Below are 18,366 nucleotides of genomic sequence, written 5' to 3'. Positions count from 1 at the left end.
GTGCTTCATCGTAGGCGGCGGGCGCCCGTGCGTCGCCTGCCACAGCGGGGGAATTCTACGCGCGTCAGCTCGGCGGCCCGCCCCCGTGACGCCGCCGGCCGCGGTTCTCAGTCGGCGTCGGGGATGCCGCCGCGGCAGGTGTCGGCGCCGTCCGCGCAGCTCACCGCGGGGTAGGAACCCACCCCGATGTCCGCGAAGTTGTCCAGGCTCTCCGTACCCGGCTGGAAGTAGCCGGCGTGACCGACCGCCCCGCGCGCCGAGATCACCCGCGCCCCGAAGCCCCGGGCCACCGGATCGGCGCCGTGGCCGAGGCCGCCCACGGCCATGTACGGCACGTCCTGGATCCAGTCGTCACGGTCCCGCATGGCCCACACACGCGCGTCCGTGCGCAGCTGCGCGGCGTTCTCGACCCGCATGCCGGGGCTGCCCGCGACCGCCACGTCCGTGACCCTGCCCGGCAGCGCGTGCGCGGCGACGCCGCAGACCACGGAGCCGTAGCTGTGGCAGAACAGCGAGACCCGTGACGTCCCGGGCAGCGCGGCGGTCAGCGCGGCGAGCCGTACGGCACCGTCCTCCGCGAGCTTGCCGATCGCCGCGTCCACACCGAGACCGGCGGGCGCGGTGTAGTCGGCCCAGGCGATGACGGCGGTACGGGTGTCGGCGTCGGCGGCCCGCTCGGCGGAGTACAGCGACTCGGCCATGCCCGCCGGGGCGCTGTACCAGCGGCTGGTCCGCTCGAACGTCAGCACATTGGTGTCGACTCCGGGGACGATGACGGAGACGCGCTCGGCGCGGTCGAGATCGCCGAGGACCTCGGCCGCGCGCCCCTTGCCCGACGGGTCGAACGCGAGGATCTGCCGGTCGCCGCTGAGCATCGACTCGTACCGGTTCATCCGGCGGCCCGCTTGTTGACGGCCGTCGTCCGACAGTCTGGTGTCGCGCATACGGCGCTCCTCCACCGCCCGCGCCTGCGCCAGGGCCACCCGGTTGGCGCGATAGCGAAGCGTGACCGGGGCGCCATTGAGATTGCCCACGACCAGCGGGTACGTGACGGCCAGCTGTTCCTGCTGTCCGCGGGTGAGGGAGGCGAAGAAGGCGGCGAGACGCTTCGGTGACGCGTCGGGGCTCGGCAGATGACGGACCCCTATCCGGCCCCTCTCCCACGCGCTGAGGGCGAGCTTCAGGGGTTCGCCGGGACCGCGCCGGTTCGCCACGGCCGTCCAGCCGGTGGATGTCAGCATCACGAACACCACGGCGAGAGCGAGGAGAGCGCGCCATGCGTTGAGGGTGGGTGAGGAGTCGAAGGAAGTCACTACCGCTCAGCCTAGGACGAGCGCGGGGACCCTCAAGACGAGGGTGAGTCAGATCACGCGCCAAGGAGGATTGGACCGAGGTTAACCGCACTGAACGCACGGGAGGTGTCTACGCTCCGGCGCGTCGCGGAGCTGTCATCAGGCGGGTCCGCGTTCCGTGTCGGGCGCCGGCGTACGCCAGTTCCCCGCCAGCGCGGGGCCCAGTTGGTCGAGATAGAGCCGGGTGATCTCCTGGAGCGCCTCCACCCTCGCGTCCCGGCCGCGCCCCCAGATCTTGCCGGTCACCCGCATGACGCCGGTGAACGAGGCGACGGCGACCCGCGGCCGTGGATCGGTGTTCACGTCCAGGCCCTCGCGGTCCGCGATGAGTTGGGCGATCCCCTCCTCCAGCTCGGCGGTGCGCCGCAGATGGACGGCGATCAGGGCCGGGGTCGACTCGATCAGCAGATACGTCCGCATATAGAGCTCGACCGGGACCACGGCATCATGCGCCAGCGCTTCGCTGACGGAGTCCCAGGCCGACTCGACGGCGTTGCGCATCGCCTCGAACGGGGCCTCCTCCGCGGGCCGGGCCCGCAGCGCGTCGACGAACTTGCTCTCGACCATGTCCACGACGGCGAAGGCGGCCTCCTCCTTGCTGGCGAAATAGCGGAAGAAGGTGCGCTGGGACACCTCTACGGCGTCCGTGATCTCGTCGATGGTGGTCTGTTCGTACCCCTGGGTGGTGAACAGTTCGAGGGCCACACGCAGCAGGGCGTCGCGGGTTCGGCGCTTCTTGCGGGCGCGCAACCCGATGGTCGTGTTCTGCCCGGGGGTCAACGCAATGCCCTCATTCCACCACTTTTGAGTACTTTGTGTAATTCAGTCTAGCTGTGAGCCACGTGACAGTTACTTGCTTAAGAAATGGTTTGTCAACTGTCAGTGGCTGACACTAACGTTCGCGGTATGACTAGTCAGACCACTGTCGACAAGGCGCCGCTGTCGCCGGAATCCCCGGAGCCGGCACCTTCCAAGGGGCTGCGCGGCCACCCCTGGCTCACGCTGTTCTCCGTGGCGATCGGCGTCATGATGGTGGCCCTCGACGGCACCATTGTCGCGATCGCGAACCCTGCCATTCAAAAGGACCTCGGCGCCACTTTCGCCGATGTGCAGTGGATCACCAACGGCTACTTCCTCGCGCTCGCCGTGGCGCTGATCACCGCGGGCAAGCTCGGTGACCGCTTCGGCCACCGGCAGACCTTCCTCATAGGTGTCGTCGGCTTCGCCGCCGCCTCGGGGGCCATCGGGCTGTCCGACAGCATCTCCCTCGTGATCTTCTTCCGGGTGCTCCAAGGGCTCTTCGGCGCCCTGCTGATGCCGGCCGCGCTCGGTCTGCTGCGCGCCACCTTCCCCGCCGAGAAGCTCAATATGGCCATCGGTATCTGGGGCATGGTCATCGGGGCCTCCACCGCGGGCGGCCCGATCCTGGGCGGCGTGCTGGTCGAGCACGTCAGCTGGCAGTCGGTCTTCTTCATCAATGTGCCGGTCGGCGTGGTCGCGCTGATCGTCGGCGGGCTGATCCTGCGGGACCACCGGGCGGCGAACGCCCCGAGGTCCTTCGACATCCTCGGCATCGTGCTGCTCTCGGGCGCCATGTTCTGTCTGGTCTGGGCGATCATCAAGGCGCCGGTCTGGGGCTGGGGCGACGGCAAGACCTGGCTCTTCATCGGCGCGGCCGTGCTCTCCTTCGTGCTCTTCGCCGTCTGGGAGACGAAGGTCAAGGAACCGCTCGTACCGCTGGCGCTCTTCCGCTCCGTACCGCTCTCCGCCGGTGTGGTGCTGATGGCGCTGATGGCCATCGCCTTCCTGGGCGGCCTCTTCTTCGTCACCTTCTATCTCCAGAACGTGCACGGCATGAGCCCGGTCGACAGCGGTCTCCATCTGCTGCCGCTCACCGGCATGATGATCGTCGGCTCGCCCCTCGCGGGCGTCCTGATCACCAAGGTGGGGCCGCGGATCCCGCTGGCCGGCGGCATGGCGCTGACCGCTGCCGCCATGTTCGGCATGTCCACCCTGGAGACCGGTACGGGCAGCTTCACCATGTCGATCTGGTTCGCGCTGCTCGGTCTCGGCCTGGCTCCGGTCATGGTCGGCGCGACCGAGGTCATCGTGGGCAACGCCCCGATGGAACTGTCCGGTGTGGCCGGCGGAATCCAGCAGTCCGCCATGCAGATCGGCGGCAGCCTCGGTACGGCCGTACTCGGCGCCGTCATGGCCTCCAAGGTCTCCAACGACCTGCCGGGCAACTGGACCGGGGCCGGTCTGCCGCCGCTCAGCCCCGAGCAGGCCGACCAGGCCGCCGAGGCGGTCCAGGTCGGGGTGGCTCCGGTGGCGCCGGACACCCCCGCCGCGATCGCCGAGAAGATCACGGGCATCGCGCATGACACCTTCATGTCGGGCATGGGCCTGGCCTGTCTCGTCGCGGCCGGTGTCGCGGTCGTGGCGGTCTTCGTCGCCCTGCTGACGAAGCGCGGCAGCAACGCGGACGCCGCGGGCGGAGGGGTGCACATCTGACGTCAGCCCCCGGCTGACCCGACGTCAACTCAGCGCCCGCGAGAGCCCCGCCGGAAGGATCCGGCGGGGCTGTCGCCTATCCGGGTGGAGCCCGCCGTGTCCTCTTCCCGTGGCCAAGTGACGCGGGTCAGAGTGCGGTTGACCGATTTCGCACCACACACGGGGACCGATTCATATGCGCAACACCACACTCACCGCCATGTCCGTCGGGGCGCTGGCCGTCGCCGCCCTGCTGCCGGCGACCGTCGCGCAAGCGGCGCCGCCCCGCCTCGGGGAGTGCGCCACCGGCGAGTTGTGCCTCTGGCAGAAGGAGGACTTCCGGGGCGCGCGGCAGACGCACGAGCTGTCGGCCACCGATATCGACAGCTGTGTCCCGCTCCCGGCGGGCATCAGCGCGCAGTCACTGGCCAACCGCACGGGGCGGAACGTGACCACCTATCAGTCCGCCGAGTGCGCGGAGACGGGGGAGTTCGAGACGTATCCGGGCAAGGGCAGTTGGGTGCCGCAGTCGCCGTACCGGGTAAGGGCGTTCAAGATCTGGGAACGCTGACCGGACCGTGAGAAGCCGGAGAAGCCGGAGAAGCGGGAGGGCGGCGAAACCCGTGGGTCCCGCCGCCCTCCTCCCGTCTCACGCGTGGTGAGTCGTCAGGCGTCGCCGCCGGCCGCGCCCGGATCGGCCGCCGAAGCGTCCAGCAGCTGGTAGCGGTCCACCGCCTGCTTCAGCACCGAACGGTCGACCTTGCCCTCCTTGGCCAGCTCGGTGAGCACGCTGAGCACGATCGACTGCGCGTCGATGTGGAAGAAGCGGCGGGCCGCGCCGCGCGTGTCGGCGAAGCCGAAGCCGTCCGCGCCCAGCGACTGATAGGTGCCGGGCACCCAGCGCGCGATCTGGTCCGGTACCGATCGCATCCAGTCGGAGACCGCCACGAACGGTCCCTCGGCGCCGGACAGCTTCCGGGTCACATAGGGAACGCGCTGGTCCTCCTCGGGGTGCAGCAGATTGTGCCGCTCCACCTCGACGGCCTCACGGCGCAGCTCGTTCCAGGACGTCGCCGACCAGACATCGGCCCGTACGTTCCACTCCTCGGCGAGGATCCGCTGCGCCTCAAGCGCCCAGGGCACGGCCACGCCGGAAGCCATGATCTGCGCCGGGATCGAGCCGTGCTCGCCGCGCCGGTAGCGGTGGATCCCCTTGAGGATGCCCTCCACGTCCACATCGGCGGGCTCGGCGGGGTGCTGGATCGGCTCGTTGTAGACGGTGAGGTAGTAGAAGATGTCCTCGCTGTCGGGACCGTACATCCGGCGCAGACCGTCCTGGACGATATGCGCGATCTCGAAGCCGTAGGCCGGGTCGTACGCGACACAGCCCGGGTTGGTCGAGGCCAGCAGATGCGAGTGGCCGTCCGCGTGCTGAAGCCCCTCACCGGTCAGAGTCGTACGTCCGGCGGTCGCGCCCAGTACGAACCCGCGCGCGAGCTGGTCGGCCATCTGCCAGAACTGGTCGCCGGTGCGCTGGAAACCGAACATCGAGTAGAAGACATAGACCGGGATCAGCGGCTCGCCATGGGTGGCGTACGCCGAGCCCGCCGCGATGAGGGAGGCCGTGCAGCCCGCCTCGGAGATGCCGTCGTGCAGCATCTGGCCGGTCGGTGACTCCTTGTACGCGAGCAGCAGCTCACGGTCCACGGACTCGTACTGCTGGCCCAGCGGGTTGTAGATCTTGGCGCTCGGGAAGAACGAGTCCATACCGAACGTGCGGTACTCGTCAGGGGCGATCAGCACGAAGCGCCTGCCGATCTCCTTGTCCCGCATCAGGTCCTTGAGCAGCCGGACGAACGCCATGGTGGTGGCGATCGACTGCGTGCCCGAGCCCTTCTTCACCGACGCGTAGGTCTTGTCCCCGGGCAGATTCAGCGGCTTCGCCCGTACGACCCGGGTCGGTACGTACCCGCCCAGTGACTTACGGCGGTCGTGCATGTACTGGATCTCTTCCGAGTCCCGGCCGGGGTGGTAGTACGGCGGCGCGCCGTCCTCCAGCTCCCTGTCGGTGATCGGCAGATGCAGCCGGTCGCGGAAGCCCTTCAGGTCGGAGACCGTCAGCTTCTTCATCTGGTGGGTCGCGTTGCGGCCCTCGAAGTTCGGTCCCAGCGTCCAGCCCTTGACGGTCTGCGCCAGGATCACGGTCGGCTGGCCCTTGTGGGCCTTGGCCGCCGCGTACGCCGCGTAGACCTTCCTGTGGTCGTGACCGCCGCGCCCCAGATGAAGGATCTGGTCGTCGGTCATGTTCTCGACCATGGCACGCAGCCGCTGGTCGTCGCCGAAGAAGTGTTCACGGATATACGCGCCGGTCTCGGTGGCGTACGTCTGGAACTGCCCGTCCGGCGTGGTGTTCAGCCGGTTGACAAGTACGCCGTCTCTGTCCTGGGCGAGCAGCGGGTCCCAGGAGCGGTCCCAGACCAGCTTGATGACATTCCAGCCGGCCCCGCGGAACTGCGACTCCAGCTCCTGGATGATCTTGCCGTTGCCGCGCACCGGGCCGTCGAGACGCTGCAGATTGCAGTTCACGACGAAGGTCAGATTGTCCAGGCCCTCACGGGCGGCGATGGACAGCTGGCCCAGCGACTCGGGCTCGTCCATCTCCCCGTCGCCGAGATACGCCCAGACATGCGAGGCGGAGGTGTCGGCGATGCCGCGCGCCTCCATATAGCGGTTCATCCGGGCCTGGTAGATCGCGCCGAGCGGGCCGAGGCCCATCGAGACGGTCGGGAACTCCCAGAAGTCCGGCATCAGCCGCGGGTGCGGATAGCTGGACAGCCCGTAAGGGGCCTTGGACTTCTCCTGGCGGAACGCGTCGAGCTGCGTCTCGTTGAGCCGGTCGAGCAGGAAGGCGCGGGCGTAGATACCGGGGGAGGCATGGCCCTGGAAGAAGATCTGGTCGCCGCCGTCGCCACCGTCCTTGCCCCGGAAGAAGTGGTTGAAACCCACGTCGTAGAGGGAGGCGGAGGAGGCGAAGGTGGCGATATGGCCGCCGACACCGATCCCCGGGCGCTGCGCGCGCGACACCATCACCGCCGCGTTCCAGCGGGTCGCGTTGAGGATCTTGCGCTCGATCTCCTCGTTGCCGGGAAAGAACGGCTCGTCCTTGGTGGCGATGGTGTTGACGTAGTCCGAGCTGCGCATCTCCGGCACAGCCACACGCTTCTCGCGTGCGCGCTCGATCAGTCGGAGCATCAGATAACGGGCGCGCTCACGGCCTCGCTCGTCGACAGCGGCGTCGAGCGAGTCGAGCCACTCCTGTGTCTCTTCGGGATCGAAGTCCGGGACCTGGCTGGGAAGGCCGCCAATGATGATCGGGTTGCGATCGGATCCGGAAGCCACGCTTTTCCTTCGCTGTTTGGGTCGTATCGTGCCCTGCACGCGATCGTTGCGGTGCACGCCGTCGGGTTACTGCTGCTACGCGGGCCCGGGATCCGGGGTGTCTCACCGGAGCCCCCGGGGCACGGGCACGTACGCCGCCTCCATCGTGTACCGCGGCGGCTGAAACGTCATCTCTACCGAGGGGTAACCCGTACTCCGCGGAAAATCCCCCGCCCGAGTACGGCTTCCGCACCGGTCAAATCGCAACCTTACGCCCACACCGTCCATGTGTTTCGTTCGGTCGTTCGGACCTGATTGACCTACCGAAGCGGCATAACATGGCAGAGGATGAGAAAACGTACGGCCTGTGTCACAGGGTGCGAGGTCGAAGTGACAGGAGATGCGACGAAGGAGCCCGGAACGTCACCGTTTCGGCGGTCTCGGCGGCCGGGTACTTGCGCGATCCGCCCCGCCCGTGTGGACAATGGCCAATGCCCCGCGTACGCGCGGCCGAAGCATTTATCCGAAACATGATCAGGAGGCAATCCGTGAGCGCGACCGCGGACCACGCGGAGGAACGAACCAACCTCGCCGCACGGCTTGGGTTCGAACCCGGACAGGTGGTCCAGGAGCTCGGCTACGACGACGACGTCGACCAGGAGCTCCGCGAGTCCATCGAGGCCGTCATCGGCCAGGACCTTGTCGACGAGGATTACGACGACGTGGCCGACGCCGTCGTCCTGTGGTTCCGTGACGAGGACGGCGACCTTACGGACGCGCTGGTGGACGCCATCGGTTTGATCGAAGACGGCGGAGTGGTCTGGCTGCTGACGCCCAAGACCGGCCGTGACGGCTACGTCGAACCGAGCGACATCAGCGAGGCGGCCCAGACCTCGGGCCTGTCCCAGACCAAGAGCGTGAGCGCCGGCAAGGACTGGACCGGCGGCCGTCTCGTCACCCCCAAGGCGGCGAAGGCCAAGCGCTGACCCGGGCGCCGAGCGCGCGAGACGCAGCAGCCGACAGCAAGCGGCCTTGAGGGCCCCCGCCGACTCCGATCGGCGGGGGCCCTGTGCGTAGGGTGGTCGGGAGACAGTCACAGCCTCAGCCCTTGAAAGGACGTGCAGCCATGGCGATCGAGGTCGGCGCCCCCGCCCCGGACTTCGAACTGAAGGACAACCACGGGCGGACCGTGCGACTGTCCGACTTCCGCCGGTCCGAGGACGGTGCGGAGGGCGGTGCGCAAGGCGGGAAGAACGTGGTGCTGCTCTTCTACCCCTTCGCCTTCACCGGTGTGTGCACCGGTGAGCTGTGCGCCCTGCGCGACGAGCTTCCCTCGTTCGTCAACGACGACACCCAGCTGCTCGCCGTCTCGAACGACTCCATCCACACCCTGCGCGTCTTCGGCGAGCAGGAGGGCCTGGAGTACCCGCTGCTGTCGGACTTCTGGCCGCACGGCGCGGTCTCGCGCGCGTACGGCGTCTTCGACGAGGAGAAGGGGTGCGCGGTGCGCGGGACCTTCATCATCGACAAGGACGGCGTCGTGCGCTGGACGGTCGTCAATGGCCTGCCGGACGCCAGGGACCTCGACGAGTACGTCAAGGCGCTCGCCGCGCTCTGACCGGTCGGGCCGGCTCCGACCGGCCGGTTCGGCTCCGACCGGCCGTGCTCCGGCCGGTCCTTGAAATCCGGACCGGTCCCCCGAAATCGCACAGCAACGGGGAACCGGTCACTAGGATCCAGTCGTTGATCCGATGCCAACGCCTCAGGGGACGCGCGACCCTCGGCGGCAGCCGCCGCCGAGCCGGGCCGCCGGCCCCGAGAAACCAAAGGGAGGACTCGTGGGAGTCAGCCTCAGCAAGGGCGGAAACGTCTCGCTGACCAAGGCCGCGCCCAACCTGACCGCGGTCACCGTGGGTCTGGGCTGGGACGTCCGCACCACCACCGGCAGTGACTTCGACCTCGACGCCAGCGCCCTGCTGACGAACGCCGAGGGCAAGGTCGCCGTCGACGGGAACTTCATCTTCTTCAACAACCTCAAGAGCCCCGACGGCTCCGTCGAGCACACCGGTGACAACCTCACCGGTGAGGGCGAGGGCGACGACGAGGCGATCAAGGTCAATCTGGCCGCGGTCCCCGCCGATGTGGAGAAGATCGTATTCCCCGTCTCGATCTACGAGGCGGAGAGCCGCCAGCAGTCCTTCGGTCAGGTGCGCAACGCGTTCATCCGCGTGGTCAACCAGGCCGACAACAATGAACTCGCCCGGTACGACCTGAGCGAGGACGCCTCGACGGAGACTGCCATGGTCTTCGGCGAGCTGTACCGCAACGGCGCGGAGTGGAAGTTCCGCGCCATCGGTCAGGGGTACGCCTCGGGTCTGCGCGGTATCGCGCAGGACTTCGGCGTCAACGTCTGAACCGCCGGGCCCTGTCCCCACCGGACGGAGCCTGGGTATCTTCGAGCACGGCGCCGCACGCTCCAGTGCGGCGCCGTACGCGTCTCGCACCCGTAACCGGATACGGCTACGGAACATCATCTCGGGGAGGACTCACCATCATGGGCGTCACACTCGCCAAGGGAGGCAATGTCTCCCTCTCCAAGGCCGCACCCAACCTCACCCAGGTACTGGTAGGGCTCGGCTGGGACGCGCGCTCCACCACCGGGGCCGACTTCGACCTCGACGCCAGCGCGCTTCTCTGTCAGTCGGGCCGGGTGCTCGGCGACGAATGGTTCATTTTCTACAACAATCTGACCAGTCCGGACGGATCCGTCGAGCACACCGGTGACAATCTGACGGGTGAGGGCGACGGCGACGACGAATCCCTGCTGGTCGACCTCTCCAAGGTGCCTGCCCACTGCGACAAGATCGTCTTTCCGGTCTCGATCCATGACGCCGACAATCGCGGTCAGACGTTCGGGCAGGTGAGCAACGCCTTCATCCGGGTGGCCAACCAGGCCGACGGTCAGGAGCTCGCCCGCTACGACCTCAGCGAGGACGCCTCCACCGAGACCGCGATGATCTTCGGCGAGCTCTACCGCTATGGCGCCGAGTGGAAGTTCCGGGCCGTGGGGCAGGGGTACGCGTCGGGGCTGCGGGGCATCGCTCTAGACTTCGGGGTCAACGTTTCGTAAAGCAGTGCGCTGCGCGGGGGAAAGCCCGTTAATCACCAGATGGGGTAGCCAGTGATCCTGAAAACCTTCGGCTGGTCGTTCGCCATCACGGCGCTCGGCCTGGCCTTCGCGGCCTGGCAGTGGGGGTGGGAGGCGTTCGGGATCGTACTGATCCTGTCCATCCTTGAGATCTCGCTCTCGTTCGACAACGCGGTTGTCAACGCCGGGGTCCTGAAGAAGATGAATGCCTTCTGGCAGAAGATCTTCCTCACCGTCGGCATCCTCATCGCGGTGTTCGGTATGCGACTGGTCTTCCCCGTCGTGATCGTCGCCATCAGCGCCAAGGTCGGGCCCATCGAGGCCGTCCAGATCGCTCTGGACAACCCCGATCGGTACGAGGCCCTGGTCACCGACGCCCACCCGGGCATCGCCGCCTTCGGCGGTATGTTCCTGCTGATGATCTTCCTCGACTTCATCTTCGAGGAGCGGGACATCAAGTGGCTGAGCTGGCTGGAGCGTCCGCTGGCCAAGCTCGGCAAGGTCGACATGCTGTCGGTCTGCGTCGCGCTGATCGTGCTGCTCGTCACCGCGCTCACCTTCGCCACCAACGCCCACACCAGCACCGGCTACCAGGACAAGTCGGCCACGGTGCTGCTCGCCGGGGTCGCCGGCTTGGTCACGTACCTCATCGTCGGCGGGCTCTCGGGCTTCTTCGAGAACCGGCTGGAGGAGCAGGAGGAGCAGGAGCACGAGGCGGAGGAGAAGGCCAAGGCCGAGGGCAAGCAGGTCTCCGCGATCGGGCTCGCCGGCAAGGCCGCGTTCTTCCTCTTCCTCTACCTGGAGGTCCTGGACGCGTCCTTCTCCTTCGACGGTGTCATCGGCGCCTTCGCCGTCACGAACCAGATCTTCTGGATGGCGCTGGGTCTCGGTATCGGCGCGATGTACGTGCGTTCGCTCACGGTCTACCTGGTCCGCGAGGGCACGCTGGACGACTACGTCTACCTGGAGCACGGCGCGCACTACGCGATCGGCGCGCTCGCCGCGATCCTGCTGATCACCATCGAGCACTCGATCAGCGAGATCATCACCGGTCTGATCGGCGTGGTTCTCATCGCCGCCTCCTTCTGGTCCTCGGTACGCCGCAACAAGGCGCTCGCGACCGAGGGCGGCGACAAGGATCCCGACGACGACAAGGCAGCGGTCCAGGTCTGAGCCGGTGCTCCGGTGAGCCTTTGGTGAGCCGGTCCTCCGGAGGGTGACGCGGAGGGTATTCAGGGAACGCTCTGGACGGGGCGGCCGAGCGGCGGGAGCCTGCCGGCCGCCCCGTTCTTCCATGTGCGGTTGGCGAGTTGACGACAGGGGTGGGGTGGGCATGGCCTTCTGGGACAACCTGTGGCAGGGACAAAGGGCAACGCAATTCGATTCGGGCAACGCCGCGTCCAACTCCATCGAGCTGACGAAGCGGAGGCCTACGGTCTCGCTCACCAAACAGGGCGCGGCCACCGGCAATCTGCGGGTGAACCTCTCCTGGCAGATGCGCACCTCCGACATCGAGGGACGTTCCAGGCAGAGCGGGCGACTGCTGTCGAACCCCCTCAAGCTCTTCAAGCCCGAGGTGGTGCAGGCCCATACGCAGGGCATGGTCAATGTGGACCTCGACCTGGGCTGCCTGTACGAACTGGCCGACGGCAGCAAGGGCGTGGTCCAGCCGCTGGGCAACTTCCTGGGGGATCTGAACGATCCTCCGTACATCAAACTCAGCGGCGACGACCGGTTCGGCGCCGCCTCGGGTGAGACCGTCTACGTCAATCTCGACCACCGCGAGTCGATCAAGCGGCTGCTGTTCTTCGTCTACATCTACGACCAGACGCCCGCCTTCGACCGTACGCGCGCGCATGTGACGCTGTACCCCAGCAATGGCCCGCGCATCGAGATCGAACTCGACGAGCACGCGCCGCAGGCCCGCTCCTGCGCCGTGTTCTCGGTGGAGAACGTCAAGGGAGACCTCGTCGTGCGCCGAGAGGTGAAGTTCGTCTACGGCTTCCAGGCGGAGCTGGACCGGCTGTACGGCTGGGGGCTCCAGTGGGGGCGTGGCTACAAGACGAAGACCTGAGACGGCCCCGGGGTCCGTTCCCGCCCTGGTGTCCGTACCTGCCCCGGGGTCCGTACCGGCTTCTACGGGCGGATGAACTGCGGCCCCATGGGGGGCAGCCGGAAGTTCGGATCGGGGGCGGGCGCGGCGGCGGCGGCCGGCTGCGGATAGCCGTACGCGGGGCGCGGGGACGACACCGGCTGGGGATAGCCGTACTGCGGCTGGGCCGACGGCAGAGGCGGCTGTGGGTATCCGTACGCGGGCCCCGCGGCCGGCTGGGTGGGAGGAAGGGGCGGGGGAGGCGGCAGCGGCCTCTCCGCGGCCACGGTGGCGCCTTCCGAGGCATCGGGCGTCCCGTCGTCGACGGCCTCTTCCGTCTCGTCCACCAGAATGCCGAACGCGGTGGCCAGACCGTCCAGACCGGTCGGATATCCCTGGCCCACCGCGCGGAATTTCCAGCCGCCGCCGCGCCGGTACAGCTCGCCGCAGATGATCGCGGTCTCCTCGCCGGTCTCCGGCCGGACATCGAAGGCGGCCAGCGGCTCGCCGTCCGCCGCTGCCGCGTCGTAGAGCAGGATCCGCAGATCTGTCACATGCTGGAAGCTCGCACCGTCGGAGGAGGCCGCGAGCACCACCTGGTCGACCGAGGGATCGAGCGCCGTGAGATTGGCCTCGACGGTGTCCGTCAGCTCGTCTCCGACGTGCTTCTTGGGCAGCCGCCGCACCAGCCCCGAGGGATGGCGCGGCTGGTTGTAGAAGACGAAGTCCTCGTCGGAGCGGACCCGGCCGTCGTGTCCGAGGAGCAGGGCGGAGGCGTCCACATCCGGGACCCCGGTGCCCGGGGACCAGCGCAGCACGGCTCGTACGGCCATGGCATCGAGGGGGACGTTCGAGCCCTTGAGCATCGCGTGCGTCATAGCTGCCATCCTGCCTTCCCGCCGCCCGCGGGGACAACGCGGGCCCAGATCCGCTCCGTCCGGGCCATGGACGAGAAGCGGACGAGTAACCAGGATTTCATGTATCGAGGGAACTCTTGACACCCACCCATACGTACTATTACCGGCCACCTGACCGACGGGCCATCTTGGCAGTACGGGGGATTCACATGCGTCATTTCGGGCATATCCCGACCGCTGCTCGACGGGCTCTGTTCCATCAGGAGCCCTGCGAGTTCACCGCCGACTCGCCCGCCCGGCTGCTCTCGGCCGCTCTCGGGGCCACGCTCTACAGCCCGGCCACCCGGCCGCGGCTCGCCGACGACGTGCTGAAGCAGGCGGGGCGCGGAGTCGTCTCCATGGTGCTCTGCCTGGAGGATTCCATCCATGACGCCGAGGTCGGGGACGCCGAGGCCAATCTGGTCCGGCAGTTCGCGGAACTCGCCGAGCGCCGGGTCGCGACGCCGCTGCTGTTCATCCGCGTCCGCGAGCCGGGGCAGATACCCGACCTGGTCAGGCGCCTGGGCGAGTCGATCCGGCTGCTGTCCGGATTCGTACTCCCCAAATTCACCGAGGAGCGCGGGACGGCCTTCCTGGAAGCGCTCGCGGAGGCGGAGAGCGACTGTGGCCGGACGCTGTACGCGATGCCGGTGCTCGAATCGCCCGAACTGCTGCATCTGGAGACCAGGACCCGGACGCTCACCGGGATCGCGACCGCCGTCGACAAGTACCGCGACCGCGTACTCGCGCTGCGACTGGGCGTGACCGACTTCTGCGCGGCGTACGGCCTGCGCCGGTCGCCCGATATGACGGCGTACGACGTACGCATCGTGGCCGGGGTCATCGCGGACGTGGTGAACGTACTCGGACGTGCCGATGGCTCGGGCTTCACGATCACCGGCCCGGTCTGGGAGTACTTCCGGCTCCAGGAGCGCATGTTCAAGCCCCAGCTGCGGCGCAGCCCGTTCCTCGAGGGCCGGGCCGAGGAGCTGCGCACCGCCCTGATCGAGCACGACCTCGACGGGCTGCTGCGCGAGATCGAGCTGGACCGGGCCAATGGGCTGCTCGGCAAGACCTGTATCCACCCCTCCCATGTCCCGCCGGTCCACGCACTGTCCGTGGTCAGCCATGAGGAGTTCAGTGACGCCCAGGACATCCTGCGGCCCGAGCGCGACGGGGGCGGGGTGCTGCGCTCCGCGTACACGAACAAGATGAATGAGGTGAAGCCTCACCGCGCCTGGGCCGAGCGCACCCTGCTGCGGGCCGAGGTCTTCGGCGTCGCCCGGGAGGATGTCGGCTTCGTGGAGCTGCTCACGGCCGGTCTCGCCACGTGAGCACCCGGGTACAGACCACTCGGACCGGGCAGGCCGGACCGTCGTCGAAGGAAGAGATCGTCACTATGGTGTGGTCGGGCACATGGGTCGCCGAGCGGCTCGGCGTCGAACTCGTCGGCGGCGAGGGCCTGCGGGATCTGCTGGGCCTGGCGCTGCGCCGCAACCCCAAGCGGGCCCACCTCCTTGTCTCAAATGTGCTGGGCAAACACATCCCGCAGCACCCCCGGGTCGTATACGGAACGGGTGTACAGCTGGGCGAGCGCGTACGGGAACTGCTCGGCGCGGACGTGGACCGGGCCGTGGTGCTCGGCTACGCGGAGACCGCGACCGGACTCGGCCACTCGGTCGCCGACGGGGTGCGCCGGGCTCCGTATCTCCACTCCACCCGGCGCCCGGTCCCGGGTGTCGCGAGGGCGGGCGGCTTCGAGGAGTCGCACTCGCACGCCACCTCGCATCTGCTGCTCCCCGAGGACCCGGAGCTGCTCGCCTCCGGCGGCCCGCTGGTCCTCGTCGACGATGAGTTCTCCACCGGTAACACCATCCTCAACACCATCCGCACCCTCCATCAGCGCTACCCCCGTGACCGGTACGTCATCGTCGCCCTGGTCGATATGCGCTCGGCGGCCGACCAGGGCCGGCTGGCGGAGTTCGCCCGGGAGATAGGGGCCCGCGTCGACCTGGTCACCCTGGCCTCCGGCACGGTCCGGCTCCCGGACGGCGTCCTGGAGAAGGGCCGGGCGCTGGTGGCCGAGCACGAGGCCGGGGCCCCCGCGCCACGCCCCATGGACCGCGCCCCGGCCCCCGTGGCGCCGGGGGCCCACGCGACCGGCGTGACCCGCATGGCCCTGGAGTGGCCCGCCGGAGTCCCCGACGGGGGCCGCCATGGCTTCACCCCCGCCCACCGGGCCGCCCTGGAGTCCGCGCTGCCCGCCATGGCGGCCGAGGCGGCCGTCGGGCTGGGCGACGCCCGGCGCGTCCTCGTCCTCGGCTTCGAGGAGCTGATGTACGCCCCCCTGCGGCTCGCCGAAGCGCTGGAACGTTCCTGCGACGCCGAGGTGAGGTACTCCACCACCACGCGGTCACCGGTGCTGGCCGTGAACGACCCCGGCTACGCGATCCGCAGCCGTCTTGTCTTCCCGGCCCACGACACCGGTGCCTTCCCCGACGGGGACGGCACCGGAGACCGATATGCCTACAACGTCGCGGACGCCGGATTCGACGCCGTCGTGGTGGTCGTCGACTCCCTGGCCGATTCCCCCGAGCTGCACGCCCCCGGCGGTCTGCTGGCCCAGCTCGCCGCACACATACCCCGGGTGGTCCTCGCCGTGATCCCCTCGTATCTCCCTTCCTCCGCGCACCCTCCGCGCCCCTCGCACGACCCCGAACGGCAGGAACCCTCCATGCTGCCCGAGCCTCTCCGCGGCCCCGCCTTCTCCTCCTACGCGCCCGACGATGTGGGCTGGCTCCTCCAGGACCTGTCCGACGTGGAGCTGGAGGCCCCGACAGAGGAGCGCGAGGAGGCGATACAGAGCGGTGGCGCGCACTACGCCGAATCCCTTCCCGTCGAGTACCAGCCGAGCGCCCAGTACCAGGAGCTCTTCAAAGCCGCCCTGGAGACCTCGGCGGCCCGGATCGCGCGGGCCGTCGGTACCGTCACCGAAACGGTGCTCGCCGAGCGGGGCCCCCGCCCCGTCCTTGTCTCGCTGGCCCGCGCCGGCACGCCGGTCGGCGTACTGATGCGCCGCTGGGCCCAGCACCGGCACGGACTGGACCTGCCGCACTACGCGGTCTCGATCGTGCGCGGCCGGGGTATCGACGCCAACGCCCTGCGCTGGCTCGCCGCCCACCATGACCCCGCCGATGTCGTCTTCGTCGACGGCTGGACCGGCAAGGGCGCGATCACTCGTGAACTCGCCCAGGCCCTCGACGCGTTCGGTGGATTCAACCCCGAGATCGCGGTCCTCGCCGATCCGGGTGGCTGTGTGCGGACCTATGGCACCCGAGAGGACTTCCTCATACCCTCCGCCTGTCTCAACTCGACTGTCTCCGGCCTGATTTCCCGTACCGTCCTCCGATCCGATCTGGTCGGACCCAACGATTTCCACGGCGCGAAGCACTATCGCGAACTCGCCGACGCCGATGTCTCCGGGCACTTCCTGGACACCGTCGCCGCCCGCTTCGACGAGGTCGCCCACGCCGTGGACGCCGAGGTCGAGAAACTGCTCTCGGCGGACCGCGCGCCCACCTGGGAGGGCTGGGCCGCCGTCGAGCGGATCAGTGAGGAGTACGGCATCCACGATGTGAACCTGGTCAAGCCCGGTGTCGGCGAGACCACCCGCGTCCTGCTGCGCCGCGTCCCCTGGAAGATCCTCGCCCAGCGCGACGCGGGCGCCGATCTCGATCATGTCCGACTGCTGGCCGAGCAACGGGGCGTGCCCGTCGAGGAGGTCGACGACCTTCCGTACACCTGCGTCGGACTGATCCACCCGCGATACACCCGCGGCGCCACCGGCGCGGACGGCAAGGCGGTCGTCGCGCCGTGAACCTCTCCCACACCCCGGACACCTCCGCGAAGGCCCCGGTCCTGGTCGCCAGCGATCTGGACCGCACCCTGATCTATTCGGCCGCCGCGCTCCAGCTCCCGATGCCCGACGCCGACGCCCCCCGGCTGCTCTGCGTCGAGGTGTACGAGAGCCGGCCACTGTCGTATCTGACCGAGACGGCCGCCGGACTGCTCGACGATCTCGCCCGCGCCACCGTCTTCGTACCGACGACGACCCGCACCCGCGAGCAGTACGGCCGCATCCATCTGCCGGGCCCCGCACCTCGGTTCGCGATCTGCGCCAACGGCGGCCATCTGCTGGTGGACGGGGTCTCCGACCCGGTCTGGCGGGCCCAGGTGGCCGACCGGCTGGCCGATGAGTGCGCTCCCCTCGCCGAGGTCCGCGCCCATCTGCTCGCCGCTTCGGACCCCGCGTGGCTCCTCAAGGAGCGGATCGCCGAAGACCTCTTCGCCTATCTCGTGGTCGACCGCGCCCTGCTGCCCGAGGGCTGGGTCAAGGAACTCGCCACATGGGCCGACGGCCGGGGCTGGACCGTCTCCCTCCAGGGCCGCAAGATCTATGCCGTACCGCGACCGCTCACCAAGAGCGCCGCGATGCGTGAGGTGGCCCGCAGGACCGGCGCCGAACTCACCCTTGCCGCCGGGGACTCGCTGCTCGACGCCGATCTGCTGCTGGCCGCGGACCGCGGCTGGCGTCCCGGCCACGGCGAACTCGCGGACAGCGGCTGGAGCGCCCCCCATGTCGACGTACTCCCGCAGACGGGTGTCGCGGCGGGAGAGGAGATCCTCCGGCGCCTCACCCTCGCCGCTGCCCCGGACCCGGCCTGACCTGCCGCGCGTCCCCACGAAACCCAGGCGGGGCCTGCCGGATCAGCCGCAGCAGCCGCCACCGCAGCAGCCTCCGCCGCCGGCGGCCGCCGGGGCAGGGGCGCCGGCCTTCGCGGTTCCGCCGACCGCCACGGTGGACAGCAGTTTCACGGTGTCGTCGTGCCCCTCGGGGCACGCGGCGGGGGCCGCCGATTCCGACATCGGCCGACTGAGCTCGAAGGTGTCACCACAGGGGCGGCAGCGGTACTCGTAACGAGGCATGTGCTCAGATTAGGCGGTGTT

16 protein-coding genes are annotated in these 18,366 nt (G+C 68.8%); 11 read left to right on the top strand and 5 right to left on the bottom strand.

Features of this window, described 5'->3' with window-relative positions; all coding sequences use genetic code 11:
- Positions 1–107 precede the first annotated feature (107 nt).
- A complete protein-coding gene (locus tag M1203_RS09920) occupies positions 108–1,313 on the bottom strand; it encodes an alpha/beta hydrolase (RefSeq protein ID WP_249949203.1) in 1,206 nt (401 codons plus the stop codon).
- 138 nt (positions 1,314–1,451) lie between these two features.
- Positions 1,452–2,132: a TetR/AcrR family transcriptional regulator gene (locus M1203_RS09915; RefSeq protein WP_249949202.1), complete on the bottom strand. Its 681-nt coding sequence runs from the start codon at positions 2,130–2,132 to the stop codon at positions 1,452–1,454.
- A gap of 126 nt (positions 2,133–2,258) precedes the next feature.
- Between M1203_RS09915 and M1203_RS09910 the strand changes: the two genes are divergently transcribed.
- Together M1203_RS09910 and M1203_RS09905 are read left to right on the top strand one after the other, a co-directional pair.
- Entirely contained in the window at positions 2,259–3,866 is a 1,608-nt protein-coding gene (locus tag M1203_RS09910; RefSeq protein ID WP_249949201.1) for an MFS transporter, read from the top strand.
- Between the two features lie 175 nt (positions 3,867–4,041).
- A complete protein-coding gene (locus M1203_RS09905; protein ID WP_249949200.1) occupies positions 4,042–4,416 on the top strand; it encodes a peptidase inhibitor family I36 protein in 375 nt (124 codons plus the stop codon).
- 95 nt (positions 4,417–4,511) lie between these two features.
- On the opposite strand, the gene aceE is transcribed toward M1203_RS09905, so the two are convergent.
- Positions 4,512–7,244: a pyruvate dehydrogenase (acetyl-transferring), homodimeric type gene (gene aceE, locus M1203_RS09900; protein ID WP_249949199.1), complete on the bottom strand. Its 2,733-nt coding sequence runs from the start codon at positions 7,242–7,244 to the stop codon at positions 4,512–4,514.
- A 527-nt stretch (positions 7,245–7,771) separates the two neighbouring features.
- Here aceE and M1203_RS09895 point away from each other — a divergent pair.
- The 6 genes from M1203_RS09895 (at position 7,772) to M1203_RS09870 (ending at position 12,445) form a co-directional block, all read left to right on the top strand.
- Entirely contained in the window at positions 7,772–8,209 is a 438-nt protein-coding gene (locus tag M1203_RS09895; protein ID WP_249949198.1) for a DUF3052 domain-containing protein, read from the top strand.
- Positions 8,210–8,349: 140 nt separating this feature from the next.
- Entirely contained in the window at positions 8,350–8,841 is a 492-nt protein-coding gene (locus M1203_RS09890; protein WP_249949197.1) for a peroxiredoxin, read from the top strand.
- Positions 8,842–9,061: 220 nt separating this feature from the next.
- Positions 9,062–9,637, top strand: coding sequence for a TerD family protein (locus tag M1203_RS09885; RefSeq protein ID WP_030352590.1), 576 nt, complete (start codon positions 9,062–9,064; stop codon positions 9,635–9,637).
- 140 nt (positions 9,638–9,777) lie between these two features.
- The gene (locus tag M1203_RS09880; RefSeq protein WP_129768711.1) at positions 9,778–10,353 is read left to right on the top strand and encodes a TerD family protein; all 576 of its coding nucleotides are present in this window, start codon (positions 9,778–9,780) and stop codon (positions 10,351–10,353) included.
- Between the two features lie 51 nt (positions 10,354–10,404).
- A complete protein-coding gene (locus M1203_RS09875) occupies positions 10,405–11,544 on the top strand; it encodes a DUF475 domain-containing protein (RefSeq protein WP_249949196.1) in 1,140 nt (379 codons plus the stop codon).
- A 160-nt stretch (positions 11,545–11,704) separates the two neighbouring features.
- The gene (locus tag M1203_RS09870) at positions 11,705–12,445 is read left to right on the top strand and encodes a Tellurium resistance (protein WP_249949195.1); all 741 of its coding nucleotides are present in this window, start codon (positions 11,705–11,707) and stop codon (positions 12,443–12,445) included.
- A gap of 62 nt (positions 12,446–12,507) precedes the next feature.
- On the opposite strand, the gene M1203_RS09865 is transcribed toward M1203_RS09870, so the two are convergent.
- Complete coding sequence (locus M1203_RS09865; RefSeq protein WP_374402755.1) at positions 12,508–13,341, bottom strand: TerD family protein; 834 nt, start codon at positions 13,339–13,341, stop codon at positions 12,508–12,510.
- A 188-nt stretch (positions 13,342–13,529) separates the two neighbouring features.
- On the opposite strand from M1203_RS09865, the gene M1203_RS09860 reads away from it, so the two are divergent.
- The 3 genes from M1203_RS09860 (at position 13,530) to M1203_RS09850 (ending at position 18,084) form a co-directional block, all read left to right on the top strand.
- Positions 13,530–14,693 carry an HpcH/HpaI aldolase/citrate lyase family protein gene (locus M1203_RS09860; RefSeq protein ID WP_249949193.1) on the top strand — a complete coding sequence of 388 codons (1,164 nt, stop codon included), beginning with the start codon at positions 13,530–13,532 and terminating at the stop codon, positions 14,691–14,693.
- Positions 14,694–14,758: 65 nt separating this feature from the next.
- Positions 14,759–17,236 carry a phosphoribosyltransferase gene (locus M1203_RS09855; protein WP_249949609.1) on the top strand — a complete coding sequence of 826 codons (2,478 nt, stop codon included), beginning with the start codon at positions 14,759–14,761 and terminating at the stop codon, positions 17,234–17,236.
- Positions 17,233–18,084 carry an HAD family hydrolase gene (locus M1203_RS09850; protein WP_249949192.1) on the top strand — a complete coding sequence of 284 codons (852 nt, stop codon included), beginning with the start codon at positions 17,233–17,235 and terminating at the stop codon, positions 18,082–18,084. Before M1203_RS09855 ends, M1203_RS09850 begins: the two co-directional genes overlap by 4 nt.
- Before the next feature lie 42 nt (positions 18,085–18,126).
- On the opposite strand, the gene M1203_RS09845 is transcribed toward M1203_RS09850, so the two are convergent.
- Positions 18,127–18,345: a zinc ribbon domain-containing protein gene (locus tag M1203_RS09845; RefSeq protein WP_249949191.1), complete on the bottom strand. Its 219-nt coding sequence runs from the start codon at positions 18,343–18,345 to the stop codon at positions 18,127–18,129.
- Between the last annotated feature and the right edge of the window lie 21 nt (positions 18,346–18,366).

Origin of the sequence: Streptomyces sp. 35G-GA-8 (genome assembly GCF_023534745.1) — a bacterium.
GTDB lineage: Bacteria > Actinomycetota > Actinomycetes > Streptomycetales > Streptomycetaceae > Streptomyces.
The sequence above is the reverse complement of the archived record's forward strand: the minus strand, read 5'-3'. Positions and strand labels throughout refer to the sequence as shown.

Excerpts from the sequence above, each read along its gene's own strand:
- M1203_RS09845 (WP_249949191.1), bottom strand. The coding sequence starts at position 18,345 with ATGCCTCGTTACGAGTACCGCTGCCGCCCCTGTGGTGACACCTTCGAG.
- M1203_RS09855 (WP_249949609.1), top strand. The coding sequence starts at position 14,759 with ATGGTGTGGTCGGGCACATGGGTCGCCGAGCGGCTCGGCGTCGAACTC.
- M1203_RS09860 (WP_249949193.1), top strand. The coding sequence starts at position 13,530 with ATGCGTCATTTCGGGCATATCCCGACCGCTGCTCGACGGGCTCTGTTC.
- M1203_RS09910 (WP_249949201.1), top strand. The coding sequence starts at position 2,259 with ATGACTAGTCAGACCACTGTCGACAAGGCGCCGCTGTCGCCGGAATCC.
- M1203_RS09905 (WP_249949200.1), top strand. The coding sequence starts at position 4,042 with ATGCGCAACACCACACTCACCGCCATGTCCGTCGGGGCGCTGGCCGTC.
- M1203_RS09890 (WP_249949197.1), top strand. The coding sequence starts at position 8,350 with ATGGCGATCGAGGTCGGCGCCCCCGCCCCGGACTTCGAACTGAAGGAC.
- M1203_RS09865 (WP_374402755.1), bottom strand. The coding sequence starts at position 13,341 with ATGACGCACGCGATGCTCAAGGGCTCGAACGTCCCCCTCGATGCCATG.
- M1203_RS09880 (WP_129768711.1), top strand. The coding sequence starts at position 9,778 with ATGGGCGTCACACTCGCCAAGGGAGGCAATGTCTCCCTCTCCAAGGCC.
- M1203_RS09870 (WP_249949195.1), top strand. The coding sequence starts at position 11,705 with ATGGCCTTCTGGGACAACCTGTGGCAGGGACAAAGGGCAACGCAATTC.